Raw genomic sequence first — 24,982 nt, forward strand, 5'->3', positions numbered from 1 at the left:
TGTGGCAACTGGAGCGGTGCGTGCCGCCCGCACCCGTCGCGGAAGCCACGCCCGCCATGCCCGTCTCGCCCGCCCCTGCCGCCGTGCCCGCCTCGGCCGCCTCCGGTGCCGGCACCGCCTCGACCGACCTGCGCCGCATGCGCCTCCACGCCGAACTGACCCGCGCGGGAGTCCCCCCGCGCCCGGGCGACCTACACGCCATCGGGCGGCTCGCGGAGCTGGACGAGGACACCGTGGAGAGCGTCGCGCGCTGGATCGGGCACGCCGCGCGCGTACGGGAGCAGGCCACCGTTCCGGAGCGCGCGACGGAACCGGCGCGGTGGGCGGCCGTGTCAGAACCAGCCGTGCCGGAACCGGTCCATCCGCGCACGCCGCCCGACCCGCGACTGACCGCCTGGTGAGCCGGCGTCAGCGATCCTGCGGCTCCCTCCCCATCCGAGAGCGCATCCGGGCAGACTGGGCCCTATCGTTCAACCCACTCACCAACTGTCCGACAGCATGACGTCCCGGCGCACGAGAAAGCTCCCGGACTCACTGGTGAGTCCGGGAGCTTTCGATGTCCGAGGACATCCGCAGTAGCGGGGACAGGATTTGAACCTGCGACCTCTGGGTTATGAGCCCAGCGAGCTACCGAGCTGCTCCACCCCGCGGCGATGTGCATGACTCTACGCCACCGGAGGCACGGATGGGAAATCGGCCGTGCCCCACACGCCACGGGCGGGGCGGTGCGGGGCACGAGCGGTCAACATCGGGCTACCGGCGGGGGCCTACCACCGGGTCGTCTCCCCGAAGAAGTCCCGGATCTCCACCGCGTCGCCGGTGGCGCGCGCCGCGGAGTACACGTGCGCGCCCACCGCGAGGTCCAGCACGCCCAGCCCGAACGGCGAGAAGATCACCGGCCTGTCCGAGTCCGTGCCCACCTCGCCGCGGATGTGCTGGGCGAGCGTGCCGGTCATGAAGTCCCGGTTGCCGTACTTCTGTTCCGCCAGGTGCGGCGAGGTGTTGGCCTTCAGGCAGTGCTCGACATCGTCCACGATGTTGTACGCCCCGTGCACGATCTCCGCGCCGATGTCCCGTAGCGAGACGTTGAGCACGACCTGCCCCGGGACGAACGCGTCACGCTCCACGACGTACGGCTCGCCTGCGGTGGTGGCGAAGAGCACCACGTCCGCGCCCGTGATCGCCTTGTCCCGGTCGGCCTCCACCGACGCGGACTCGCCCAGCGCCGTACGCGCGTGGTCGGCCAGCGCCTCGGCGTACTCGGCCGACTGATCGTGCACGACGAGTTCGCCGATCGACCACTCCTGCGCGTGGAAGAACTCCAGGATGTTGCGCGCGATGATGCCGGCCCCGACGACGGTCAGTCTGGCGGTCGTACGGCCGCCGGTCAGCTGCTCGGCGGCGAGTACCGCGGAGGCCGCCGTACGCGCCGCGCTGATCTGGGACGCCTCCAGCAGCGCGAACGGGTAGCCGGTGGCGTAGTCGTTCAGCAGCAGCGCCGCGGACGCCCGCGGGATGCCGTCCTGGATGTTCCCGGGGAAGCTGCTGATCCACTTGATACCCGCCACGTCGTGCTCGCCCCCGAGGTAGGCGGGCAGGGCGATGATCCGGGAGTCGGGCTTGTCCGGGAAACGCAGGAAGTAGCTGTCCGGATTGACGGAGTCGCCCGCGTCATGGGTGAGGTAGGTCTCCCGGACCGTACGGACGATGTCGGAGCGGCTGCCCGCGATGATCTCGCGGGCGGTCTTGCCGCCGATGACGCTGAACTCGAACACGGTGGTCGCTGTTCCTCTCTGGTGTGCGTGCCGCCCTGGCTCTGCCGGGCGCGTCAGCGGGTGAACAGATCGTCGTTCCGGCTGGGGTCGGCGATGGTCATGGTGGTGTCGTTGCCGGACGGGGCCGGTGGCCGCTGCTGGTCCGCGGACCGTTCACCGGACTCGTCCTGTTCGGCGGCCTGTTGTGGCTCCGGCTGCGGCTGCTGGCCGGCCGGCGGCTGGTGCTGGGGCTGCTGGGGCTGCTGGACGGACTGTTGCGGCCGCTGGTCGGCCTGCTGCCCCTGTCCCTGCAACTGCACCGTCGCGTGCGACGGCGGCGGCCCCGCGTACGGCTGCCCGGCGGGGGCCTGCCCCGTCGGCGCCTGCCCCGCGGGCTGCTGCCCCGGCGCGGGCAGCTGCATGGTGGCGTCCGCCGGCGGTACGGGGGCTGTCGGCCCCTGGCCCTGTCCCGATCCCTGGCCCTGCAACTGGACCGTGGCGTCCCCCTGTTTCGGTAGCGGAGCCGTCTGGTCCGGTCGGGGCGTCTCCGGGGGCAACTGCCCCGCGTGCATCGGGGGTGCCTGCCCCATGACACCCGGAGCCGGCTGGTACGCGTGGGTCCCGGATGCCGGCTGCGCTGGCGCCGGCTGACCGTACGCCGGCTGCTGGCCGTACGTCGCAGCATGCGCGTACGTCCCCGCCTGCGCGTACGCCCCAGGTTGCCCGTTGGCCGCCCGCGGATCGCCTGGTACGGCGGCCGGCGGCTCCTCGGCGGTGGCCTGGAACCGCCGGGGCTTCCAGTTCGCCTCGCCCAACAGCGCCATGACCGAGGGCAGCAGCACGGCCCGTACGACCGTGCAGTCCAGCAGGACCGCGACCGCGAGACCGACGCCCAGCTGCTTGAAGTCCTGCATGGCCAGCGTGCCGAACACGGCGAACACCGCGACCATGATCAAGCCCGCGCTGGTGACCACCCCGGCCGTGGACCGGATGCCGTGCTCGATGGCCTCCCGGGTGGCCGCGCCCTGGTCGCGCGCCTCCCGGATTCTCGACACCACGAAGACGTGGTAGTCCATCGACAGCCCGAAGAGCACCACGAAGACGAACAGCGGCATCCAGGACTCGACGGCTCCCGGCGCCTCCGTGGCCACCAGCGCGTCGCCCCAGCCGTGTTGGAACACGGCGGACATCACGCCGTACGCCGCTCCCACGGACATCAGGTTCAGCACGATCGTGGTCAGCGCGATCACCGGGGAGCGGAAGGTGAACAGCATCAGCAGGAAGGTGACGCTCATGACGAACGCGAAGACCGGCACGATGCTGTCGCTCAGCGCGTCGCTGTAGTCCTCGGAGAAGGCCAGCTCGCCACGCACGAGCACGGTGTCGCCGGTCTCGTCGAAGGCGCCCGGGATGATATCGCCGCGCAGTGCCTCCAGCGCGTCCTTGGACTTGTCGTCGCTGCCGCTGCCGACCAGTGGCACGCTGATCTCCGCGACGTCCTCCGCGGCGTGCACCTTGGTCTGGATCGGCTTCTTGGCGTGTCCGGAGGCGACGGCCTCCCGCTTGAAGTCCGCTATCGCCCGGGTGACCTCAGGGGACTTGATGTCGTCCGACTCGATGACCACTCCGGCCGGCGAGGGCGTGCCGGGGAACTTCTCGCTGATCTGCTCGGCCACCGAGACCATCGGGTCGTCCGGCGGCAGCAGTTCGTCCGTGCCGAGCTTCTCCGTCTTCATGCCGATGGCCGGCGCGGCGAGCGCGAGCAGCAGCACCGCGCCGGCCATCGCGAACAGGGCGGGGCGGGCGAGGACCGCGCGCAGCAGCTTGTTGCTCTGCTGGCGCGGGCCCGTCGCCTCGGCGGCCTCCCGGCGCCGGCTGACGAACGGTATGCGGCCCTTCTGCACCTTGTCGCCGAGCATCGCCATGGCGGCGGGCAGCACGGTCATGGAGCCGAGCACGGCGATCAGCACGACCTCGATGGTGGCCATGGCGAAGCCCTCGAAGACCGTCAGCCCGGAGAGGAACATGCCGGCCATCGCGACCACCACGGTGATACCGGAGACGAGTACCGAGTGGCCGGAGGTCGCCGCGGCGATCCGCAGCGCGGTCTCCTTGTCCCGGCCGGCCGTACGCTCCTCACGCTCGCGACGCAGGTAGAAGAGGCAGTAGTCGACCCCGACGGCGAGGCCCATCAGGAACATCACCGAGGTGGTCATGCCGTCCACGGGGACGAACTGGCTGCTGACCGCGAGCAGTCCCATCGCGGCGACACAGGCGGTGACCGCCAGCAGCAGCGGGAGCAACGCGGCCACCAGGGCACCGAAGACCACCAGCAGGATGCCGAGGGAGACCGGCAGTGCCGTCAACTCGGCCCGCAGCAGGTCCTCGCCGAGGCTCTCGTTGATGGCCTTGAGGCCGGTCGCCGCGCCGTACTGGCCGAGGGTCACGCCCTGGGCGGACTCCTCGGCCTCGGCGACGGCGTCCTCCACCGGCTGGATGCGCTCCGACGCGGTCTCCGGGTCCCCCTTGACCTCGTACTGGATCAGCGCGGAGCGCCCGTCCTCGGAGACCACTCCGGTGGTGTTCGGATTCTGCACTCCCTTGACCAGGTCGGTCTTCTTGATCGCGGCGACGGCCTCGTCTACGGTCGTGCGGAACTCCGGGTCGGTGGCCTTGTGTTCGTCGCTCTGCACGAGGATCAGTTCCTCGGCGGGCGGTGCGAGGCCGTGTTCCTGGAGGATGCGTTCCGCCTTGCCGGAGTCACCCGTGCCGTAGTCCGCCTCGGTCATGGTCTGCTGTCCGGCCGCCCCGCCGAGCACGGTGACCAACACGACCATGATCAGCCAACCGAAGACGGCCGTCTTGCGATGGCTGGCGCTCCAGTCACCGAGCGCGGCGGCGAAGTTGCGTTTGCTTGCCATTACCTCTCCTGCGGTCAACGGTGATGCCCCGTGGCGGGTCCCGCGCCCTGGAGTGGGATTCGGACCGTTCGGGTCGTAGTCCGCGGCGGCCGGTGGGGGGTCGCTTCCGACGCTAGAGGCCACCCCCCGTGCGCTCGGAGGAACAACGGGTGCAGCAACATGCCCCCGCATACTGCTGCCATCACATACCACGCATAGCGGGCATGACCCGCGGGGTTCCGCTGTTACATTCCGAAACATCGTCATACGAACTCCGGCTCTGCGTGCGGGGATCTGGAATTTCTCAGGCTCAGGAATCTAGGGAGGGGGAACCGTGGAGATCGCCATACAGGCGGAAGGGCTGGGAAAGCGGTACGGAGATCACCAGGCGCTGTCCGGTGTGAACCTCGAGGTCCGCAGCGGCACCGTGCTGGGCCTTCTCGGACCCAATGGCGCGGGCAAGACCACCACGGTCCGGATCCTCGCCACGTTGCTCGACCACGACCAGGGACACGCCCGGGTGGCGGGCTTCGACGTGGCGCGTGACCAGCTCGAGGTACGCCGTCGTATCGGTCTCGCGGGTCAGTACGCCGCCGTGGACGAGCTGTTGACCGGCCGTGAGAACCTCACCATGCTCGGCAAGCTGCTGAAGCTCGGCAAGCGCGGCGCCGTGGCGCGCACGGAGGAACTGCTCGCCGCCTTCGAGCTGGAGTCCGCCGCCGACCGTCCGGCCGGCACCTACTCCGGCGGTATGCGGCGCCGGTTGGACCTTGCCGCTTCGTTGATCTCCTCACCCACCGTGCTCTTCCTGGACGAGCCCACCACCGGCCTCGACCCGAGCAGTCGGATGGTGCTGTGGCAGATGGTGCGTCAGCAGGTGGCGCAGGGCGTGACGGTGCTGCTCACCACGCAGTATCTGGAGGAGGCCGACTTCCTGGCCAACCGTATCGTGGTGTTCGGCTCCGGGCAGGCCCTGGCCGAGGGCACCCCCGACGAGTTGAAGTACAAGGTCGGTGGCGAGTGGCTGGAGATCCTGCTCGCCAATCCGCAGGCCGTACCGCACGCGCTCTCCGCCCTGGCGCGGGTGGCCATGGCGGCTCCCGTCGTGGACGACACGGGCCGGCGCATCCACGTACAGCTGAACAACCGGATGAACGCCATCGCGGCGTCGGCCGCCGCCCTGGAGGCGATCGGCGTCGAGGTCGTCGAGTTCGCCATGCGCAGGCCGACCCTCGATGACGTGTTCTTCCAGCTGACCGGCGCGAAGACGGGCGGCTCGACCGCCGAGGAGGAGCGATGAGCGGCACCAGCCCGAACGCCGGGTCCCCGGGGCTCACGGACGTACTGACGCTGACCGGCCGGCACCTGCGCCACCTGCGGCGGACCCCGGAGAAGATCATCTCCACCGCGATGACGCCGGTGGCCATGGTGGTCATCCTCGGCTACATGTTCTCCAGCGTGATGACCATCGAGGGCGGGGTGGACTTCGAGGACTACGTGATGGCCGGGGTCTACGCCCAGGTCGGCCTCACCTGTGTGGGCATCACCGCGCTGGGCGTGGCCACGGACCTGAGCAAGGGCCTGATCGACCGGTTCCGTTCGCTGCCGATGGGACGCCCGGCCGTGCTGGTGAGCCACACCGCGGCGGACATGGTGCCGGCGATGATCAGCATGGGCGCGGTCACCGTCGTCGGGCTGCTGGTGGGCTGGCGTACGGACAGCGACCCGCTGTCCATCCTGCTCGGCTTCGTGCTGCTGCTCTCCTTCGCCTACGCGATGCTGTGGCTCGGCGCGCTGCTGGGCATGGTGCTGCGCAACATGGAGGCGATCAACGGCATATCGGCGCTCGTGATGGTGCTCTTCTCCTTCCTCTCCAGCTCCTTCATGCCGCTCAACGGGCTGCCCGACTGGCTGCGTACGATCGTCGAGTGGAACCCCGCCAGCTCGCTCTCCGCCGCTGTCCGGGACCTCTGGGGCAACGAACCGGCCATCGAGGAGAGTTTCGCCGTGCAGAACGCCCTGCCCATCGCGGCCGGTTCCATCGCACTGCTGATCCTGGTGCTGGTGCCGACCTGTCTGCGGATGTTCCGGACGCGATGACTGACGGCCCGTTGAGCACCGAGCAACGGACCAGGCGGCGGATGTACGTGCCAGGCGAGCGCCGCCAGAGCGATCCCCGCAGCCGATCCGACCGACGCGGCCTAGGTGCCGTGCAGCCAGCCGCGCTCACCGGCGATGACCCCGGCCTGGAAGCGGCTGCGGGCGCCCAGCGCGGTCATCAGCTCGGCGGTGATCCGGCGCGAGGTGCGCACCGAGATGCCCAGCTTCCGGGCCACCACCTCGTCCGTGTGTCCGCCCGCCAACAGGCTCAGGACCGCCCGCATCTGCGGGGTCAGACCGGTGCTGCTGTGCCGCTGCGGCGTGCTGCCGAAGGGCGACGCCTCCTGCCAGGTCTGCTCGAAAAGCGCGCACAGCGCGGTGACGAACGCGCCGCCGTGCAGCAACAGGGCACCGCTCGCGGTGTTCTCCGGGTCGGTCGGTATGATCGCCGCCTCACGATCGAAGACGATCATCCGCAGCGGCAGCGCGGGGGCGAGCCGTACGCACGCGCCCAGGTCGTTCAGCCACTCCAGATACGACACCGTCCGCGGGTGGTTGACCACACTTTCGAGGTAGACGGAACGCATGCTCACACCACGCTCGAGGAGCCTCTCGTCCAGCGGCCGACTGGCCTCTCGGTTGGCCTCCGACTGCCCGCCTCCGGTGATGAACTCCAACACCTCGGACGTGCAGTTGTGAGCGAGCTCCTCGAGCTTGACGCGCACGACGTCGACGCCGTCGAGCTGCTCCACGTCCAGCCGACGTCCGACCTGGACGGTGTCGCTGTACTCCGCGACCAGCTCTCGGATCGCGACCTTGCTGGAGGTGATCTCGTGCTGCCGCTGAGCCAGCTCGGACTGTCGCCGCGCGAGCAACTGCTCCAGGCCCACCTCCGGGTCGACGAGCAGCAGGCCGCTGGGCCGCTGGTCAGACCTGCGGGTCAGAGACAGTCGAGCTAACTCGTCAAGCGCGTCCCGGACCCTCTCCGGCGCCCAGTGAAGGTCGTCGGCGAGTTCCGCCACACCCCGATCCGGAGCACCCAACATGGCTCTATAGACGCTCTCCCCGTCCGCACTGACACCAAGAATCCCCAGCAATGCCATCCCCCCTCGATGAACACGTCGGTGCCTAACCCCCCGCGCTGGCCAAGCGCGCCACACCATACGACACCAACCGCAACCGACCATGGGGCTTGTGGATAACGCTGCTCACCCTGCGCACCGGGTCCCTCGTGTGAGGTAACGATGTACATCGTGGCGGGCCGCTTACTGCGCGGCCAGACCGTGGTGGATGCCACCCAGGTCCGTGAGTTCCTGCATGCCGCCGCGGGCCCGGAGGACGGGCTCGAACACGCCTACGCGGAAACGGACATGGACAGCGCCGAAACCGTGCTCTACCTGCGGGCTCGCACAGCCGAGCACGCGAAGGAGGCCGCCCGGCGCATCATGATCCGGATGCTGGCCCAGGAGGAACTGCTGGGCTGGCACTGGGAGGGCCATTCCTGAGACCTTTCCCTTTCTACTGACGGGTAGTCAATTCTTCGGCGACAGCGGTCACTCAGCGAGTTCTGGAGAAAGCCCTAGATTCCCAAACCGACGGGCACTGGCAATGTCTTGCCACCGCAGGACCCTGACAACGCGAACCCGTGACATCGAATCCGGGATCGGGTGAGTATTTGCCCCAGGGGGCGCAGGAAGCGTGCACGGCAACCGCCAGCTTCCTGCCAACACATGAGTAACTGGGGGTACATACTTATGCGTTCTACTCAATACCGCGCCGTTTCCCACGTGTCCCTGGGCTTCTGGGGGAAGCCTTCGGCCGCCGGCACCGCCCGCCGGGTCCACGCACCGACGACCACCGCCACGGAGGCGGCGGTCGGTTGGGAGTAGGGAAGAGCCGGCGTGCCGCCGTACGGCAGCACCGAAGGCCGCGGGCGCGCCGCCGCGAGCCTCGGCCCTGATCCAGCACGGACACAACACCGAGTGGGGGAATCGGCTCGTGCCTGTCATCACGACGCCGCAGGAGTTCAACGAGGAAGACCTCTTCGTCGACCTGCGGGAGCTGTACGGATATCCGCTCTACCTCAAGTGCGAGGGCTTCAACTTCGCCGGCTCGGTGAAGCTCAAGGCCGCCGCCTCCATGGTGGCGGCGGCCGAGCTGAGCGGGCAGTTGCGACCGGGCTCGACCATCGTCGAGTCGTCCTCCGGAAACCTCGGCATGGCGCTGGGCCTGATCGCCGCCAACAAGGGCTACCGCTTCGTGTGCGTGGTCGACTCGCGTACGAACCCGTCCACCCGGCAGGTGATCGAGTCCCTCGGCAGCGAGGTGCACGTCATCACCGAGCCCTCGCCGACCAGCGGCTTCCTGGGCGCCCGGCTGGACTACGTCCGTGCGCTGTGCGACGGCGACCCGAGCTACGTATGGCTCAACCAGCACGCCAATCCGGACAACTGGCGGGCGCACTACCGCACCACCGCACCCGCCATAGAGAAGCAGTTCCCGGCGCTCGAGTACCTCTTCGTCGGAGCCGGCACCACCGGGACTCTCATGGGTTGTGCCCGCTACTTCAAGGACCAGCCCGGCTCCGGGGTGACCGTGGTGGGCATCGACAGCGAGGGGTCGGTGACCTTCGGCTCCGAACCGGGCCCGCGGTCGATCCCGGGCCTCGGCGCCGGGGTGCGCCCCGCGCTGTTCGACGAGTCCTACCTGGACGATCTCGTGCTGGTCTCCGAGCCGGACACCATCCGCACCTGCCACGCCCTGGCCCGCGGGGGGTTCCTGTTCGGGGGCTCCACCGGCACCGTCGTACGGGGTGCGCTCGAGTGGTTGGACCGACACCGCCCCGGTGAGGACGTCACCGCCGTCGCGATCTCGCCCGACCTCGGGGACCGCTACCTGGACACTGTCTACCGACCCGAATGGGTGCGGGAGGTCTACGGGCTCGACGAGCCCGAGTTGGGCCTGCCACCGGACACTGTCACCTCTGGAGTGCGTGAACCATGAGTGAGACTTCCCCGATCGAGCTGCCGCTCTCGAGTGCCCAGCGGGAGATGTGGTTCGCGCAGCAACTCGACCCGGGAAACCCGGCCTTCACCATGGCCGACCACATCGACCTGACCGGGTCGGTGGACCAGGTCCGCCTCGAGTGGGCCTGGCACTGCGTGCTCGCGGAGACCCAGTGCCTGCGCGCGCGCTTCACGGAGCGCGCGGGAGAGCCCGTACAGACCATCCATCCCGGCACCGGACAGCGGCTTCGGGTGTGGGACTTCAGCGGCTACCAGGACCCGGCGGCGGCCTCCGCCGAGAGCATGCGTGCGGACCTGCGGCGTCCCTCCTCGCTGGACGAGGAGGCGTACGCCGCGGAACTGCACCTGCTCGACGCCACGCACGGCCGGTTGTTCATCCGGGCGAACCACATCCTGATGGACGGCTTCAGCCGCTCGCTCTTCTACTCCCGGCTGGCCGACCTGTACGCCGGCCGGGACAGCGAGCCGCTGCCCGAACTCCGCTCCCTGATCGAGGAGGAGGCGGAGTACGCCGCCTCCGACCGCTGCCGGAAGGACGCCCGCTTCTGGTCGGAACGCTTCCCGGAGACCCCGCAGCCGACCCGGCTGTCCCAGCGGCTCCCCGGACCCGCGCGGCACACCCTGCGGTTCAGCGCGCCGCTCGCGGCGGGCACGGCGGAGCGGCTGCGTGCCATGGCCTGGGAGGCGCGGGTCACCTGGCCGACGCTGCTGATCGCGGCCACCGCCGGCTGCCTCCGCCAACTGACCGGCGAGAGCGACGTGCTACTCACCATGCCCGTGCCGGCCCGGCGTACGGCCGCCGCCAAGAAGGTACCGGGCATGCGGGCGAACTTCCTGCCGATGCCGCTGCACCTACCGCCCGGCACCACCCGCGCCGAACTCCTGGGTCAGGCCGCCTCGGTGGTACGCGGCACCATGCGACACCAGGACTACCGGGGCGACCAGCTGCGTCGGGAACTCGGCTTCACCGGCGACGCCGGATCGTACGGCCCCACCGTCAACGTCCTGGAGTCCGGCGCGGACCTGGACTTCGGCACCTGCCAGGGCCAGTTGCACAACCTGTCCACCGGCCCGGTGCCGGACCTGCAGATCATCTATCTGGACGCGCCCGGCGAGGGCTGGACCATCCGGATCGACGCCCATCCGAGCCTCTACACCGAGCAGGAACTGGCCGAGCTGCACGGTCGACTGCTGAGCTACCTGGACGAGTTCGCCTCGTCGGCCGACGAGGCGCCCCTCGGCCGGCTCGACGCGCTACGCCCGGTGGAGCGGGACGCGGTGCTGGACATCGGCGCCGGCAGCACCAACGGCTACTTCTTCGACGACGTGGTCAGCCGGGTGCGCCAACTGGCCGGTCGGAACCCGGACGTCATCGCGGTCAACGACGGCGTGGAGCAGCTGACGTACGCCGCGCTGGTGGCGCGCTCGGGCATGCTGTCGCACCGGTTGGCCGCGGAGGGCGTCGGCGCCAACTCGCTGGTGGCGATCGCGGCGCTGCCCGGGGCCAGCTATGTCACCGCGGTGCTGGCGGTGTTGGGCGCGGGCGCCGCCTGGGTGCCGCTGGACGTACGCGCGCCGGTGGCGCGGGGTGCGGGGCTGCTCGCGGACAGCGGGGCCCGGGTCCTGCTCGTGGGGGACAGCGCGGAGGAGTACGCCCGGGGCGTGCTCGCCGAGGCCCCCGGCCGGCGGACGCTGATCGAGCTGGACGGGCCGCCCGGCTCCATATCCCACCGCCCGCCGCTGACGGAGGACTCCAGCCTCACCCTGTCCCTGCCGCACAACGCCACGCCGTCGCCGGCCGGCGGCACACCCGCCGCGGACGACGACCTGGCGTACGTCATCTTCACCTCCGGCTCCACCGGCAAGCCCAAGGGCGCGATGGTGCACCGGCGGGGCATGGTCAACCACCTGCTGTCCAAGGTGGAGGACCTGCGGCTGACCAAGCGGGACAGCGTCGTGCACAACGCGCCGGTGACCTTCGACATCTCGGTCTGGCAGATGCTCTCGGCGCTGGTGACCGGCGGCACCACCCGGGTCGTCTCCACGGAGCTGGCCGGCGACCCGCAGGGGCTGTTCGCCCTGGTGGACGCCGAGCGCATCACCATCCTGGAGGTCGTGCCGTCCCTGCTGCGCATCGCGCTGGACGAGTGGGAGGCCGGCGCGCCCCGGCCCGTACTACAGCCGCTACGCCGGCTGGTGGTCACCGGCGAGGCGCTGCCGGCCGACCTGTGCCACCGCTGGCTCGCGCTCTACCCGAGCATCCCGCTGGTCAACGCGTACGGCCCCACGGAGTGCTCGGACGACGTCACGCACGCCTACATCCGCACCGGCCAGGAGCTGACCTCCGCGCGCACCCCGGTGGGCGCCCCGGTGCGCAACACCAGACTGTACGTCCTGGGCGACGGCCTGCGCCCGGTGCCCAGCGGGATGCCGGGCGAGCTGTACGTCGGCGGGGTCGGGGTGGGCCGGGGCTACATCGGGGACGCGTGCAAGACCGCCTTCACCTTCCTGCCCGATCCGTTCACCGCGACTCCGGGCGCCCGGATGTACCGCACCGGCGACCGGGTGGTGCATCGGCCGGACGGGCAGCTGGAGTTCCTGGAGCGGGTCGATCACCAGATCAAGATCCGCGGGCATCGGATCGAGCTGGGCGAGGTCGAGGCGGCGCTGCGCTCCGTGCCGGGCGTGACCGACTCGGTGGTGAACGTCGCGAAGGACAAGCGTGGCACCTCCGTGCTGGTGGGCTATCTCGCGGGTGGCGCGCCGGTGCCCGAGGTGAAGGCCGCGCTGGCGGCCACGCTGCCGGACTACATGGTCCCGGCGGCCTTCGTCGTGCTCGACGCCCTGCCGCTGACCAGCAACGGCAAGGTGGATCGCAAGGCGCTGCCGGCACCCGACTTCGCCTCCGCCACCGGCGGCCGCCCGCCCCGCAATCCGCAGGAGCGGATGCTCTGCGAGCTGTTCGCCGAGGTGCTGGGCCTGGACGCCGTCTCGGCCGAGGACAACTTCTTCGACCTGGGCGGCCACTCGCTCCTGGCGACCAGGGTGATCAGCCGGCTGCGGGTGCTGCGCGGGGTGGAGCTGCCGGTCAAAACCCTCTTCGAGACCCCGACCGTGGCCGGCCTGGCCGCGCTGCTCGGCGACGCCGCGGAGGCCCGACCGGCGCTCACCCGGGCCGTACGCCCCGAGCGGCTGCCGCTGTCGAACGGTCAGCAGCGGCTCTGGGTGCTCAGTCACCTGGAGGAGGGCAGCGCCACCTATCACCTGCCGCGCGCCCTGCGGTTGAGCGGCCGGCTGGACCGGAGCGCGCTCGCGGAGGCGCTGGCGGACGTCGTTGGCCGGCACGAGGCGCTGCGTACGGTCTTCCCGGAGACGGACGGCCGTGCGGTGCAGCTGGTCCTGAGCCCCACCACGGCCCGGCCGGAGCTGCCGGTGAGCCCGGTGGCCAGCGAGGCCGAGCTGACCGAGGCGATGGCCGAGCGGGCCCGGCGGCCGTTCCGGCTGGCGGACGAGCTGCCGCTGCGGGCTGAACTGTTCGAACTGTCCGAGCAGGACCACGTGCTGCTGGTGGTGCTGCACCACATCGCGGGCGACGGCTGGTCGGTGCTGCCGCTGGCGCAGGACCTCAGTACCGCCTACGCCGCGCGGCTGCAGGGCACGGCCCCGGGCTGGGAACCGCTGCCGGTGCAGTACGCCGACTACACGCTGCACCAGCGGGAGCTGCTCGGCGACGACATCGAGGGCGGCAGCCCGCTGGCCGCCCAACAGGTCGACTTCTGGCGGCACGAACTCACCGGAATGCCTGAGGAGCTGGAGCTACCGACGGACTATCCGCGACCGGCCGTGAACTCGTACCAGGGCGGTCTGGTCTCCTTCGGCGTCGACGCGGGGCTGCACCGCGCCGTCAGCGAGCTGGCCACGGCGATGGGCGCGAGCCCGTTCATGGTGCTGCAGGCCGCGCTGGCCACCCTGCTGGGAAAGCTGAGCGACGCCACGGACATCCCGCTCGGCACCCCGGTCGCGGGACGTACGGACACCGCGCTGGAGGAGTTGGTCGGCTTCTTCGTGAACACCATGGTGCTGCGCAATGACCTGTCCGGGGACCCGACGTTCCGGGAGTTGCTGGGGCGGGCGCGGGACACCGACCTGTCGGCGTTCGCGAACCAGGACGTGCCGTTCGAGAGCGTCGTGGACGTGCTCAGCCCGAGCCGCTCGACCTCCCGCCAACCGCTCTTCCAGGTGATGCTGGCCTTCCAGAACAACGCCCCGGCGGACTTCGGGCTGCCCGGCCTGACCACCACCGTGCACGAGGTGCCCACCGGCACCGCCCGCTTCGACCTGGCCTTCGAACTCACCGAGCAGCGCGCGCCGGACGGCTCCCCGGCGGGCGTCCAGGGCAAGCTGGAGTACAGCGCGGACCTCTTCTCCGAGACCGGCGCGACCGCGCTCGCGAACCGGCTCGTCTGTCTGCTGGGCAAGCTCACCGCGCGGCCGGACAGTCGGCTCAGCGCCTTCGACGCGATGCTGCCCGGGGAGTACGAGCAACTGCTGTACGGCTGGGGCGAAGGCGGCCGGGCGGCGCCCCCGACCGTGCTCCCGGACCTGTTCGCCGCCCGGGTCGCTGCCGAACCACGCCGGCCGGCCCTGGAGTCCGCGGGTCACACGGTCTCCTTCGGCGCCCTGAACGAGCAGGCGAACCGGCTGGCGCACCTCCTGATGGCGCGCGGCGTCGGACCAGGCGACACCGTGGCGCTGGTGCTGCCACGCTCGGCGGCCACCGTGACCGCCGTACTGGCCGTGCTGAAGTCCGGGGCCGCCTACCTGCCCGTCGACCCCGGCTATCCGCGGGACCGGATCGCGCACATGCTGTCCGACTCCCGTCCCGCGGCGATCATCAGCGCCTCCGGCCAACTGACCGCGCTGCCCAACCCGAACGATCCCGGGTACGCCGACCTGCCCGCGCCGATCCTGCTGAACAGCCGGCGCACCCACCACGACCTGTCCGGCCGCTCCCGGCGCAACCCCACCGACCGCCAGCGCACCCGTCCGCTGCGGCCGATGGACGCGGCGTACGTCATCTACACCTCGGGGTCGTCCGGACTCCCCAAGGGCGTGGCCGTGCCGCACGCCTCGGTCTCGGTGCTGTGCGCGCAGCACGAGCTGTTCGGGGTGCACGAGAACAGCCGGGTGCTCCAGTTCGCCTCGCTCAGCTTCGACGCGGCGGCCTGGGAGATCATCTCCACGCTGCTGGCCGGCGCGGTGCTCGTACTCGCCAGCGACGAGCAGCGCTCGCCCGGCGAGCCGCTGGCGCGGTTGATCGCCGACTCCCGGATCGACGTGGTCTGTCTGCCGCCGACGGTGCTCTCCGCCTGGCCGGAGGACCGGGCGATGCCGGACGGACTCACCGTGATCACCGCGGGCGAGGCGTGCCCGCCGGAGCTCGTCGGCCGCTGGTCGCCGGGGCGTCGGATGCTGAACGCGTACGGACCGACCGAGACGACCGTGTGCGCCACCATCAGCGATCCGCTGCAAGGAGCGGTGAAGCCCCCGGTGGGCCGCCCGCTCGCCGGCACCCGGGTGCGGGTGCTGGACGACGCGCTGCGTCCGGTGCCGGTGGGGGTCACCGGCGAGCTGTACATCAGCGGCGCCGGCCTGGCCCTGGGCTATCTCAACCGCCCCGGGTTGACCGCGGGCCGGTTCACCGCCGACCCGTACGGCGAGCCGGGCGACCGGATGTACCGCACCGGAGACGTCGTGCGGTGGCGTCCGGACGGCCGTCTGGACTACGTCGCCCGGGCCGACGACCAGGTCAAACTGCGCGGCTTCCGGATCGAGTTGGGCGAGATCGAGACCGCGCTGCTGGCCGACCCGCTGATCGCGCAGGCCGCGGTCATCGTGCGGGAGGACCGGCCCGGTGACCGCCGGCTGGTGGGCTACGCGGTGCCGAACTCCGGCCCCGGGACGGCCGCTGGGCCAACCACCGGCCCCGAACCGGTGGGCGTACCGGAGCTGGACACCTCGGCCGTACGCGCCCGGCTGGCCGCCGCGCTGCCGGACTACATGGTCCCGGCGGCGCTCGTGCCGATGCCGGAGCTGCCGCTGACCGGCAACGGCAAGCTGGACCGCCGGGCTCTGCCGGAGCCGGAGTACGGCGCCTCCGCGAGCGGCCGGGCGCCGACCACCTCGCTGGAGGAGACGCTCTGCGCGGCCTTCGCCGAGGTGCTGGGCCTGGAGCAGGTCGGCGCCGACGACAGCTTCTTCGACCTGGGCGGCGATTCGATCATCTCCATCCAGCTGGTCAGCCGGGCCCGTAAGGCGGACCTGCTGCTCACCGCCCAGGACGTGTTCACGCACCGTACGCCCGCCGCGCTGGCCGCCGTGGCACAACCGGCCACCGAACAGGTGGTGCTCGGCACGGACGACGGCGTCGGCGAGCTGCCGCTCACGCCCATCGTGCACTGGCTGCGGCAGCTCGGCGGGCCGATGGAGGGCTTCCACCAGGCCGTGGTCGTGCACACCCCGGCCGGCGCCACCCAGCAACTGCTCGGTGCCGCGCTACAGGCCCTCATCGACCAGCACGACGCGCTGCGACTGCGGCTCGCCGACTCGGCCGACCAGTGGGCGCTGCGGGTGTCCGAGCCCGGCGGTGTGCAGGCGGCGCGGCTGCTGCGCCGTACGAACCTGGACACCTCCTCGGCGGAGGCGGTTACCGCCCAGGTCGTCGCGGAGGCGGACGTCGCGCGGCGGGAACTGGCGCCGCGCGAGGGCGTGATGCTGCGCGCGGTGTGGTTCGACGCGGGCCCGTCGGCGCCCGGCCGGCTGCTCCTGACGCTGCACCACCTCGCGGTGGACGGCGTGTCCTGGCGCATCCTGCTGCCGGACCTGAACGCCGCGTACGACGCCGTGCGCGCCGGTCAGCGCCCAGCGCTGGAGCCGGTCGGCACCTCGTTGCGGCACTGGGCCGGGCTGCTCGTCGAGGAGGCCCGGTCGGTGCAGCGCACGGCGGAGATCCCGCTGTGGCACGAGGTCTTGGACACCCCGGACAGCCTGCTGGGCAGCCGCCGGCTGGACCCGGCACGGGACCGTACGCACACCGCCGGCTCGCTGCGGCTGGAGCTGGGCGCGGACACCACCAGGGCGGTGCTGACCGAGGTGCCGTCCGTCTTCCACGCCGAGGTCAACGACGTGCTGCTCACCGGCCTCGCGCTGGCCGTCGCCGACTGGCGCAACCGGCGCGGGGACGACGGCAGCGCGCTGCTGCTGGACCTGGAGGGCCACGGGCGCGAGGAGTTCGCCGAGGGCGTCGACCTCAGCCGTACGGTCGGCTGGTTCACGACGGTCTGCCCGATCCGGCTGGACATCGGCAGCCTGGACTGGGACGAGGTCTGGGCCGGCGGCCAGGCGGTGGGGCGGCTGCTGAAGTCCGTGAAGGAGCAGCTGCGTTCGCTGCCCGACCACGGCCTCGGCTACGGCCTGCTGCGCTACCTCGCGCCGGACTCCGCCGGGCTGTCGCCCGCCGCCGCGCCCCAGCTCGGCTTCAACTATCTGGGCCGGCTGCCGGCCGCCCAGCACGACGCCTGGACGCCCGCGCCGGAGTCCGCCGGGGTCGCGGCCGGGGCGGACGCCGAGATGCCGCTGCCGCACGTACTGGACGTCAACGCGCTCGCCGAGGAACGCCCCGAGGGCACCCGGCTGGTGGCGACCTGGTCCTGGGCCGGTCAGCTGCTGACCGAGACGGACGCCCGGGCGATCGCGGACAACTGGTTCCGCGCCCTGGAGGTGCTGGTCGCGCACGCGCGGAACCCGGACGCGGGCGGCTACACGCCCTCGGACGTGGAGCTGTTGACGCTGAGCCAAGAGGAACTCGACGAGTTCGAAACCTGGACGGATGAGTGGTCCCTGTGAACGCGCCGCTGAACACCGCCGCACCCGCCGCCCCCGGTGCCTCGGCCGCACCAGCGACACCAGCGACGGCGGCCTCGACGAGCGCTGCCAAGGCCAAGCGGTCCAACCTCAGTGACGTGCTGCCGCTCACCCCGCTCCAGGAGGGGCTGCTCTTCCACGCCACCTACACCGAGCAGGAGTTGGATGTCTACTCCATCCAGCTGGTGCTCGACCTGGAGGGCCCGCTGGACGCCGCGGCGCTGGAGGCCGCGGCGGACGCGCTGCTGCGCCGCCACCCGAACCTGCGCGCGGCCTTCCGTTACCGCTCCAACGGCGACCCGGTGCAGTTGGTCCCGCACGCCATCGAAGTGCCCTGGAAGCGGGAGGACCTGCGGGCGCTGACGCCGGCCGAGCGGGACCGGGAGGCCGCCCGGATCACCGACGAGGAGCGGGTGCGGGCCTTCGACGTGGCCCGCCCGCCGCTGCTGCGCTTCGCGCTGCTGCGTACGGGCGAGGACAGCCACCGGATGCTTCTGACAGCGCACCAGATGCTGTTCGACGGCTGGTCGATGCCGATCATCGTGCAGGAGCTGTTCCTGCTCTACGGCGGGCGGGGCGACCAACTTCCGCGGGTGACGCCGTACAAGAACTACCTCACGCATCTCGCGGGCCGTGACGCCAGGAGCGCCGAGGAGAGCTGGCGGCGCGCGCTGGACGGGCTGGACGGCCCGACGCTGGTGCCCGGCGGCGGGCAGGACGGCGCGGCGGAGCTGCCGGAGCGGCACGTCGCGCAGCTGACCGAGGACTTCACCACCCGGCTGGGCGACTTCGCGCGGGAGCGCGGGCTGACCCTCAACACGCTCGTGCAGGGCGCCTGGGCCCGGGTGCTGGCGAACCTCACCGGCCAGCGCGACGTCGTCTTCGGCGGTACGGTCTCCGGCCGGCCGCCGGAGCTGCCGGGCGTGGAGACGATGGTGGGGCTGTTCATCAACACCCTGCCCGTACGCGTCGACCTGGACCCCGGCAAGTCGTTCGGGCAGATCCTCACCGAGCTGCAGGATCAGCAGACGGAACTGCTGCCGCATCAGCACATGAGCCTGAACGAGATCCAGCGGATCGCGCAGTCCGGCGAACTCTTCAACACGGTGCTGGTGTTCGAGAACTACCCGCTGGACCCGGACGCCATGGCCGACCCGGCCCCGGGCCTGCGGGTCACCGGGGTACAGGCCAAAGACGCCACGCACTATCCGCTGAGCCTGATGGCGCTGCCCGGCGAACGGCTGCGGCTGGACGTGCACTACGCCCCCAGCGGCTACTCCGCCCAGCAGGCGGCCTCGGTGGCGGACCGGCTCGTGCACACCCTGCACAAGATCGTCGCCGAGCCGGACCGCCCGTTCGCCCAGCTGGACTCGCTGCTGCCGGGCGAACAGCGGAAAGTGCTCGCGCTGCCGTCCGGGCCGAACTTCCCGGACGAGCTGACCGACGTCGTCCAGCGAGTACGCGACCTGGCCCGGCGGATGCCGGACGCGCAGGCCGTATGGGACGGGGAGACGGAGCTGAGCTACGCCGAGCTGGCGGGCCGTGCCGGCGCGTTGTCCCGTTCGCTGGCCGAGCGAGGCATCGGTCCCGGCGCGCTGGTCGGCGTCCTGGCCGCGCCCGGCGCCCCCTTCGTCACCGCGGTGCTGGGCGTGCTGGGTTCCGGCGCCGGCTACGTCCCGCTGGACGCGCACGCCCCGGAGGCCCGGATCACCGGGCTGGCCGAGGACGCGCGGCTGGTCCTGCTACTGGCCGACGAGGCGCACGCCGAACTGGGCGCTCGCTGCGCGCGGGAGGTGACGGGCACGGCGCCGCCGGTGGTCACCCTGGACGACCGGCGGGAGGAGCTGGACTCGCTGCCGCCGCCGCGCGGCGCGGACGACGACCTGGCGTACGTCATCTTCACCTCCGGCTCCACCGGCAAGCCCAAGGGCGCCATGGTGCACCGCCGAGGCATGATCAACCACCTGCTGGCCAAGGTGGAGGACCTGAACCTGACGGCGGCCGACGGGCTGGTGCACAACGCCCCGGTGACCTTCGACATCTCGGTGTGGCAGATGATCTGCCCGCTGGTGAGCGGCGGCCGGCTGCGGGTGGTGACCCCGCAGATCGCGGCCGACCCGGCCGAGCTCTTCGGCCTGGTCGACCCGGAGCGGATCACCGTGCTCGAGGTGGTGCCCTCGCTGCTGCGGGCGGCGCTGGACAGCTGGGACGAGGGCGCGCGCGTACCGGAGCTGACCGGGCTGCGCCGGCTGGTGGTCACCGGCGAGTCGCTGCCCTCCGAGCTGTGCCAGCGCTGGTTCGGCTACTTCCCCGACATCCCGCTGGTGAACGCGTACGGACCGACGGAGTGCTCGGACGACGTCACGCACGCCCTGATCCGTACGGCCCGCGAGCTGGTGTCCGTGCGCGCGCCGATCGGCACGTCCGTACGCAACACCGGCCTGTACGTCCTGGGCGACGGGCTGCAGCCAGTGCCCGCCGGCGTGCCGGGCGAGCTGTACGTCGGCGGCACCGGCGTGGGCCGCGGCTACCTGGGCGACCCGCGGCGCACCTCGCACGTCTTCATCGCCGACCCGTTCTCGCTGGAGCCGGGCGCCCGGATGTACCGGACGGGCGACCGGGTGGTGCAACACCCGGACGGGCGCCTGGAGTTCCTGGAGCGCCGGGACCACCAGGTGAAGATCCGGGGGCACCGGATCGAGCTGGGCGAGATCGAGGCGGCGCTGCGCGGCACCCCCGGGGTCACCGACGCCGCCGTGGACGTCACCAAGGACGGCCGCGGCGAGGGGCGACTGGTCGGCTACCTGGTGGGCGACGCCGAGCAGGAGGCCGCCTCGGCCACGGTGTCCGCCCTGCTGCCGGAGTACATGGTGCCGACGGCGTACGTATGGCTGGACGCGCTGCCGCTGACGGCGAACGGCAAGGTGGACCGCAAGGCCCTGCCCGCGCCCGAGTTGGCGCTCGCCGGCAGCGGCCGGGCGCCGCGGGACACCCGGGAGCGGCTGCTGTGCCGGGCGTTCGCCGAGGTGCTGGAGCTGGACGAGGTGTCCATCGACGAGGACTTCTTCGCGCTCGGCGGCCAGTCGCTGCTCGCCACCCGGCTGGTCAGCCGCATCCGTTCGCTGCTGGACACCGAGGTGCCGCTGCGTACGATCTTCGAGTCGCCCACCCCGGAGGGTCTGGCCGGTCAGCTCACTCGGACGGCACCAGCCCGTCCGGCCCTCGCGCCGGCCGAGCGGCCGGAGTTGGTGCCGCTCTCGCACGCCCAGCAGCGGATGTGGTTCCTCAACCGGCTCGAGGGCCCGGCCGACACCTACAACCTGCCGTGGGTGCTGCGGCTCAACGGCACCCTGGACCGGGCGGCGCTGGGCGCGGCACTGGGCGACGTGGTCGCGCGGCACGAGACGCTGCGCACGGTCTTCCCGGAGACTGACGGCACGCCGTACCAGCGCATCCTGGAGAGCCCGGCGATCCAGCTGCCGGTGCGGGAGGTCACGCCCGAGGAGGTCACCGGCGCGGTCACCGACTTCGCCCGGCAGGGCTTCGACCTCGCGGTGGAGCTCCCGCTCCGGGCCCGGCTGTTCGCGCTGTCCGAGACGGAACACGTGCTGGTCACGGTGATCCACCACATCGCCGCCGACGGCTGGTCGAACGCGCCGATGGCCCGAGACCTGAGTCGCGCCTACACCGCGCGGCTGGCCGGCTCGCCGCCGGTGCTCGAGCCACTGCCGGTCCAGTACGCCGACTACACCCTCTGGCAGCGGCAACTGCTCGGCCGGGAGGAGGACCCGGGCAGCGCCGCCAGCCGGCAGTTGGACTACTGGCGGCAGGCACTGGCGAACATGCCGGAGGAGTTGCAGCTGCCGACGGACTTCCCCCGCCCTCCGATGCCGTCCTACCGCGGCGGCACGGTCGAGTTCAGCGTCGACCCGGCAGGTCACGCGCGCGCGGTCGAGCTGGCACAGGAGTGCGGGGCCAGCCTCTTCATGGTCGTCCAGGCGGCGCTCAGCGCGCTGTTGGCGAAGCTCGGCGGGCAGGACGACATCCCGCTGGGCACGCCGATCGCGGGGCGTACGGACGAGGCGCTGAACGACCTGGTCGGGCTGTTTGTCAACACCCTGGTGCTACGGGCCGACGTCAGCGGCGACCCCACCTTCCGGGAGCTGGTGGACCGGGTGCGCACGGTCGACCTGGCCGGCTTCGAGCACCAGGACGTGCCGTTCGAGCGGCTAGTGGACGTGCTCGCGCCGAGCCGCTCGATGGCCCGGAACCCGCTCTTCCAGGTGATGTTCGCGCTGCAGAACAACGACGCGGCGACCTTCGAACTGGCCGGGCTGCGGGCCTGGGCCGACTCGGCCCGCACCGGCAGCGCCCGCTTCGACCTCGCGTTCGAGCTGGCCGAGCGGGAGCCGGTGGACGGCGCGCCGGGCGGCCTCACCGGACGACTGGAGTACAGCGCCGACCTGTTCACCCAGGAGAGCGCCCAGCGGCTGGTCGACCGGCTCTGCCAGCTGCTCGACACGCTCACCCGGGCGCCGGACCGGCGGTTGGGCGCCCTGACGCCGATGCTGCCGGGCGAGTACGAGCGGCTGCTCGGCGCCTGGAACGGCGCGCCCGCGCATCCCGCCGCCGAGCCGCTGCCGGCGCGGATCGAGGCGCGTACCGCCGCCGCGCCCTCGCACATCGCGCTGATCAGCGACGACGGCGTGCTGACGTACCGCGCGCTGGGCGAGCGCAGCAACCGACTGGCACACACGCTCATCGCGCGCGGCGCGGGTCCGGGCACGTTGGTCGCGATCGCGCTGCCGCGCTCGGCGTCGATGGTGGTCGCGGCGCTGGCCGTGCTCAAGTCCGGTGCCGCCTACCTGCCGATCGACCCGACCTACCCGCCGGACCGGATCGGCTACATGCTGGACGACGCCGGCCCGGTGCTTGTCCTCACCGAGACCGGGGTGGCGCGCGAGCTGCCGCAGATGGCCTCGCACCCGCAGCTGTGCCTGGACGAGCCGGAGGTACGCCGCTCGCTGGAGCGGATGCCGAGCACGGACCTCACCGCCGCCGACCGCCCGGGGGGCACGCCGGGCGCGGACCACCCCGCGTACGTCATCTACACCTCGGGCTCGACGGGCCGTCCGAAGGGCGTGGTGGTGCCGTTGGGCTCCTTCACCAACTTCCTCACCGAGGTCGGCCGGATGCTGGAGCTGGACGCGGACGACCGCTTCGTGTCCGTGACGACCTTCGGCTTCGACATCGCGAACCTGGAGCTGTTCGCTCCCCTGCTGGCCGGCTCCACGCTGGTGCTGGCCGGCCACCAGACCGTACGCGACCCGCTCGCCCTGGCCGAACTGCTGCTCAGCATCGGGGCGACGGTGCTCCAGGCGACGCCGACGCTCTGGCACACGCTGGTCGACGAGCACCCGGAGGCGCTGTACGGCGTGCACGCGCTCACCGGCGGCGAGGCGATTCCGCCCGCGCTGGCCGCGGCCGTGCAGGGCGTGACCGGCCGGCTGACGAACCTGTACGGCCCCACCGAGACCACCATCTGGTCCACCGCGGCGGACATCGACAGCTCCGGCACCCCGCTGATCGGCCGGCCGCTGGCGGGCAACCGGGTGTACGTCCTGGACGAGTGGCTGCGCCCGGTGCCGCCCGGGGTCACCGGCGAGCTGTACATCGGCGGCGCCGCCGTGACCCTCGGCTACCACAACCGCCTGACGTTGACCGCCGAGCGCTTCGTCGCCGACCCGTTCACCTCGGAGTCCGGCGCCCGGATGTACCGCACCGGCGACCTGGTGCGCTGGACCTCCGAGGGGCAGCTGGACTACCTCGGGCGGGGCGACAACCAGGTGAAGGTCAGCGGCTTCCGTATCGAGCTGGGCGAGATCGAGGCCGCGCTGCTCAGCCACCCGCAGGTCGGCCGCGCGGTGGTGACGGTGCGTACGGACGGCTCCGGCACGCCGACGCTGGCGGCGTACGTGGTGCCGCGTGGCGAGGCCCGGATCGACGTCCGGGACCTGCGCTCCCACCTGGCGCTGGGTCTGCCCGCGCACATGATCCCGGCGACCTTCACCGAGTTGCCGGAGTTCCCGCTCACGCCGAACGCCAAGGTGGACCGCAAGGCGCTGCCGGCACCCGAACCAGTGTCCGCGACCGGCGGGCGCGGCCCGCGCACCCCGCTGGAGGAGAGCCTGTGCGCGGTGTTCGCGGACGTGCTCGGGGTCGAACAGGTCAGCGCGGAGGCCGACTTCTTCGAGCTGGGCGGCGACTCCATCCGCTCCATCCGGCTGGTCGGCCGGGCACGGGAGCGGGGCGTGGGAGTGACCCCGGCGGACGTGTTCGTGCACCGTACGGCGGCCGGCCTGGCCGCCGTGGCCAGCAGCCAGCAGGGCGCCGCGCCGGACGCGGACGCGTTCGCCCGGGTGCTGCCGATCCGGCCGCGCGGCAGCCGGCCGCCGCTGTTCTGCGTGCACGGAGGCGGCGGACTCGGCTGGCCGTTCATGGAGCTGGCGGGCGCCCTGGAGGACAGCGTGCCGGTGCACGCCTTCCAGGCCGGCGGCATCCTGGAGGCCGGGGGGCAGCCGGGCTCCGTACCGGAGATGGCGGCGGAGTACGTCGCCGAGATGCTGCGCATCCAGCCCAGCGGCCCGTATCACCTGCTGGGGTGGTCCTTCGGGGCGCTGGTCGCGCATGAGATGGCGCGCCAACTGCAGGAGGCGGGCGAGCAGGTGGCGCTGCTGGCGAACCTCGACGGTTTCCCGGCCGCCGCGACCGGCGCGGAGCCCGTACGCGGCGACGCCGAGGTGTACGCGGAGATCCTGCGGCGGTGCGGGCTGGACCCGACCGGGATGCCGGAGCTGACGGCCGAGAGCGTACTGAGCCTGCTCACCCGGAGCGCGAACCCGCTGGCCGAGCTGAGCGCCCAGCAGCTGGCCAACCTGGTGGCGGTCATCCGGCGGTTGAGCGGTCTTGGCGAGGCACACCGGCCCGGGCGCTACCGCGGCGAGATGTTGTTCTTCGCGGCCACGCGGGGCGTCGGCGCCGACGCCCCGGACGAGACCGCCTGGAAGGAGCACGTGGAGGGCGGCGTGATGCGGCACGAAGTGGACGCGGACCACGACGGGATGCTCAACCCGGACGCGGTGCCACGGATCGCCTCGGTGCTGATGGCGGCGCTGGATCGCTGACCGGCTGACGACGCTCGGATACGTACGTACCAGCCTCCCTCCCGCACGAAGACCTCGCGGCACCGACCGCGTCCGGACAGAAGAGGTGAACACCA

General features: G+C 71.8%; 9 protein-coding genes, 1 tRNA gene and 1 pseudogene. 7 read left to right on the plus strand and 4 right to left on the minus strand.

The features are described from left to right. A pseudogene (locus tag AN216_RS23725) lies at positions 1-401 on the plus strand (hypothetical protein); the annotation flags it as partial. 175 nt (positions 402-576) lie between these two features. Here the strand turns inward: AN216_RS23725 and AN216_RS23730 are convergent. The 3 genes from AN216_RS23730 to AN216_RS23740 all read right to left on the minus strand — a co-directional run bounded on the left by AN216_RS23730 (position 577) and on the right by AN216_RS23740 (position 4,675). Further along, positions 577-650 (minus strand) — tRNA-Met (locus tag AN216_RS23730). Positions 651-767: 117 nt separating this feature from the next. After that, positions 768-1,775: a 2,3-diaminopropionate biosynthesis protein SbnB gene (gene sbnB / locus AN216_RS23735; protein WP_070198763.1), complete on the minus strand. Its 1,008-nt coding sequence runs from the start codon at positions 1,773-1,775 to the stop codon at positions 768-770. 53 nt (positions 1,776-1,828) lie between these two features. Next, the gene (locus AN216_RS23740; protein ID WP_079166922.1) at positions 1,829-4,675 is read right to left on the minus strand and encodes an MMPL family transporter; all 2,847 of its coding nucleotides are present in this window, start codon (positions 4,673-4,675) and stop codon (positions 1,829-1,831) included. Positions 4,676-4,988: 313 nt separating this feature from the next. Here AN216_RS23740 and AN216_RS23745 point away from each other — a divergent pair, with 313 nt between their 5' ends. Continuing rightward, entirely contained in the window at positions 4,989-5,954 is a 966-nt protein-coding gene (locus tag AN216_RS23745; protein WP_070198764.1) for an ATP-binding cassette domain-containing protein, read from the plus strand. After that, positions 5,951-6,754 carry an ABC transporter permease gene (locus AN216_RS23750; protein WP_070198765.1) on the plus strand — a complete coding sequence of 268 codons (804 nt, stop codon included), beginning with the start codon at positions 5,951-5,953 and terminating at the stop codon, positions 6,752-6,754. The genes AN216_RS23745 and AN216_RS23750 overlap by 4 nt, the downstream gene beginning before the upstream one ends. Before the next feature lie 101 nt (positions 6,755-6,855). On the opposite strand, the gene AN216_RS23755 is transcribed toward AN216_RS23750, so the two are convergent. Further along, complete coding sequence (locus AN216_RS23755; protein WP_244502629.1) at positions 6,856-7,857, minus strand: helix-turn-helix domain-containing protein; 1,002 nt, start codon at positions 7,855-7,857, stop codon at positions 6,856-6,858. 150 nt (positions 7,858-8,007) lie between these two features. Between AN216_RS23755 and AN216_RS23760 the strand changes: the two genes are divergently transcribed. The 4 genes from AN216_RS23760 to AN216_RS23775 all read left to right on the plus strand — a co-directional run bounded on the left by AN216_RS23760 (position 8,008) and on the right by AN216_RS23775 (position 24,887). Then, entirely contained in the window at positions 8,008-8,259 is a 252-nt protein-coding gene (locus AN216_RS23760) for a hypothetical protein (protein WP_139140983.1), read from the plus strand. Positions 8,260-8,752: 493 nt separating this feature from the next. Next, complete coding sequence (gene sbnA / locus AN216_RS23765; RefSeq protein WP_070198767.1) at positions 8,753-9,757, plus strand: 2,3-diaminopropionate biosynthesis protein SbnA; 1,005 nt, start codon at positions 8,753-8,755, stop codon at positions 9,755-9,757. Then, the gene (locus tag AN216_RS23770; protein WP_070198768.1) at positions 9,754-17,685 is read left to right on the plus strand and encodes a non-ribosomal peptide synthetase; all 7,932 of its coding nucleotides are present in this window, start codon (positions 9,754-9,756) and stop codon (positions 17,683-17,685) included. Before sbnA ends, AN216_RS23770 begins: the two co-directional genes overlap by 4 nt. After that, positions 17,682-24,887, plus strand: coding sequence for an amino acid adenylation domain-containing protein (locus tag AN216_RS23775; protein ID WP_170843209.1), 7,206 nt, complete (start codon positions 17,682-17,684; stop codon positions 24,885-24,887). The genes AN216_RS23770 and AN216_RS23775 overlap by 4 nt, the downstream gene beginning before the upstream one ends. Positions 24,888-24,982: the final 95 nt, after the last annotated feature.

The organism is Streptomyces oceani, assembly GCF_001751245.1.
GTDB classification, from domain to species: domain Bacteria; phylum Actinomycetota; class Actinomycetes; order Streptomycetales; family Streptomycetaceae; genus Streptomyces; species Streptomyces oceani.

Bases quoted from the DNA above. Each gene is read 5' to 3' on its own strand.
- AN216_RS23770 (WP_070198768.1), top strand. From the start codon at position 9,754: ATGAGTGAGACTTCCCCGATCGAGCTGCCGCTCTCGAGTGCCCAGCGG.
- AN216_RS23755 (WP_244502629.1), bottom strand. From the start codon at position 7,857: ATGGCATTGCTGGGGATTCTTGGTGTCAGTGCGGACGGGGAGAGCGTC.
- AN216_RS23740 (WP_079166922.1), bottom strand. From the start codon at position 4,675: ATGGCAAGCAAACGCAACTTCGCCGCCGCGCTCGGTGACTGGAGCGCC.
- AN216_RS23750 (WP_070198765.1), top strand. From the start codon at position 5,951: ATGAGCGGCACCAGCCCGAACGCCGGGTCCCCGGGGCTCACGGACGTA.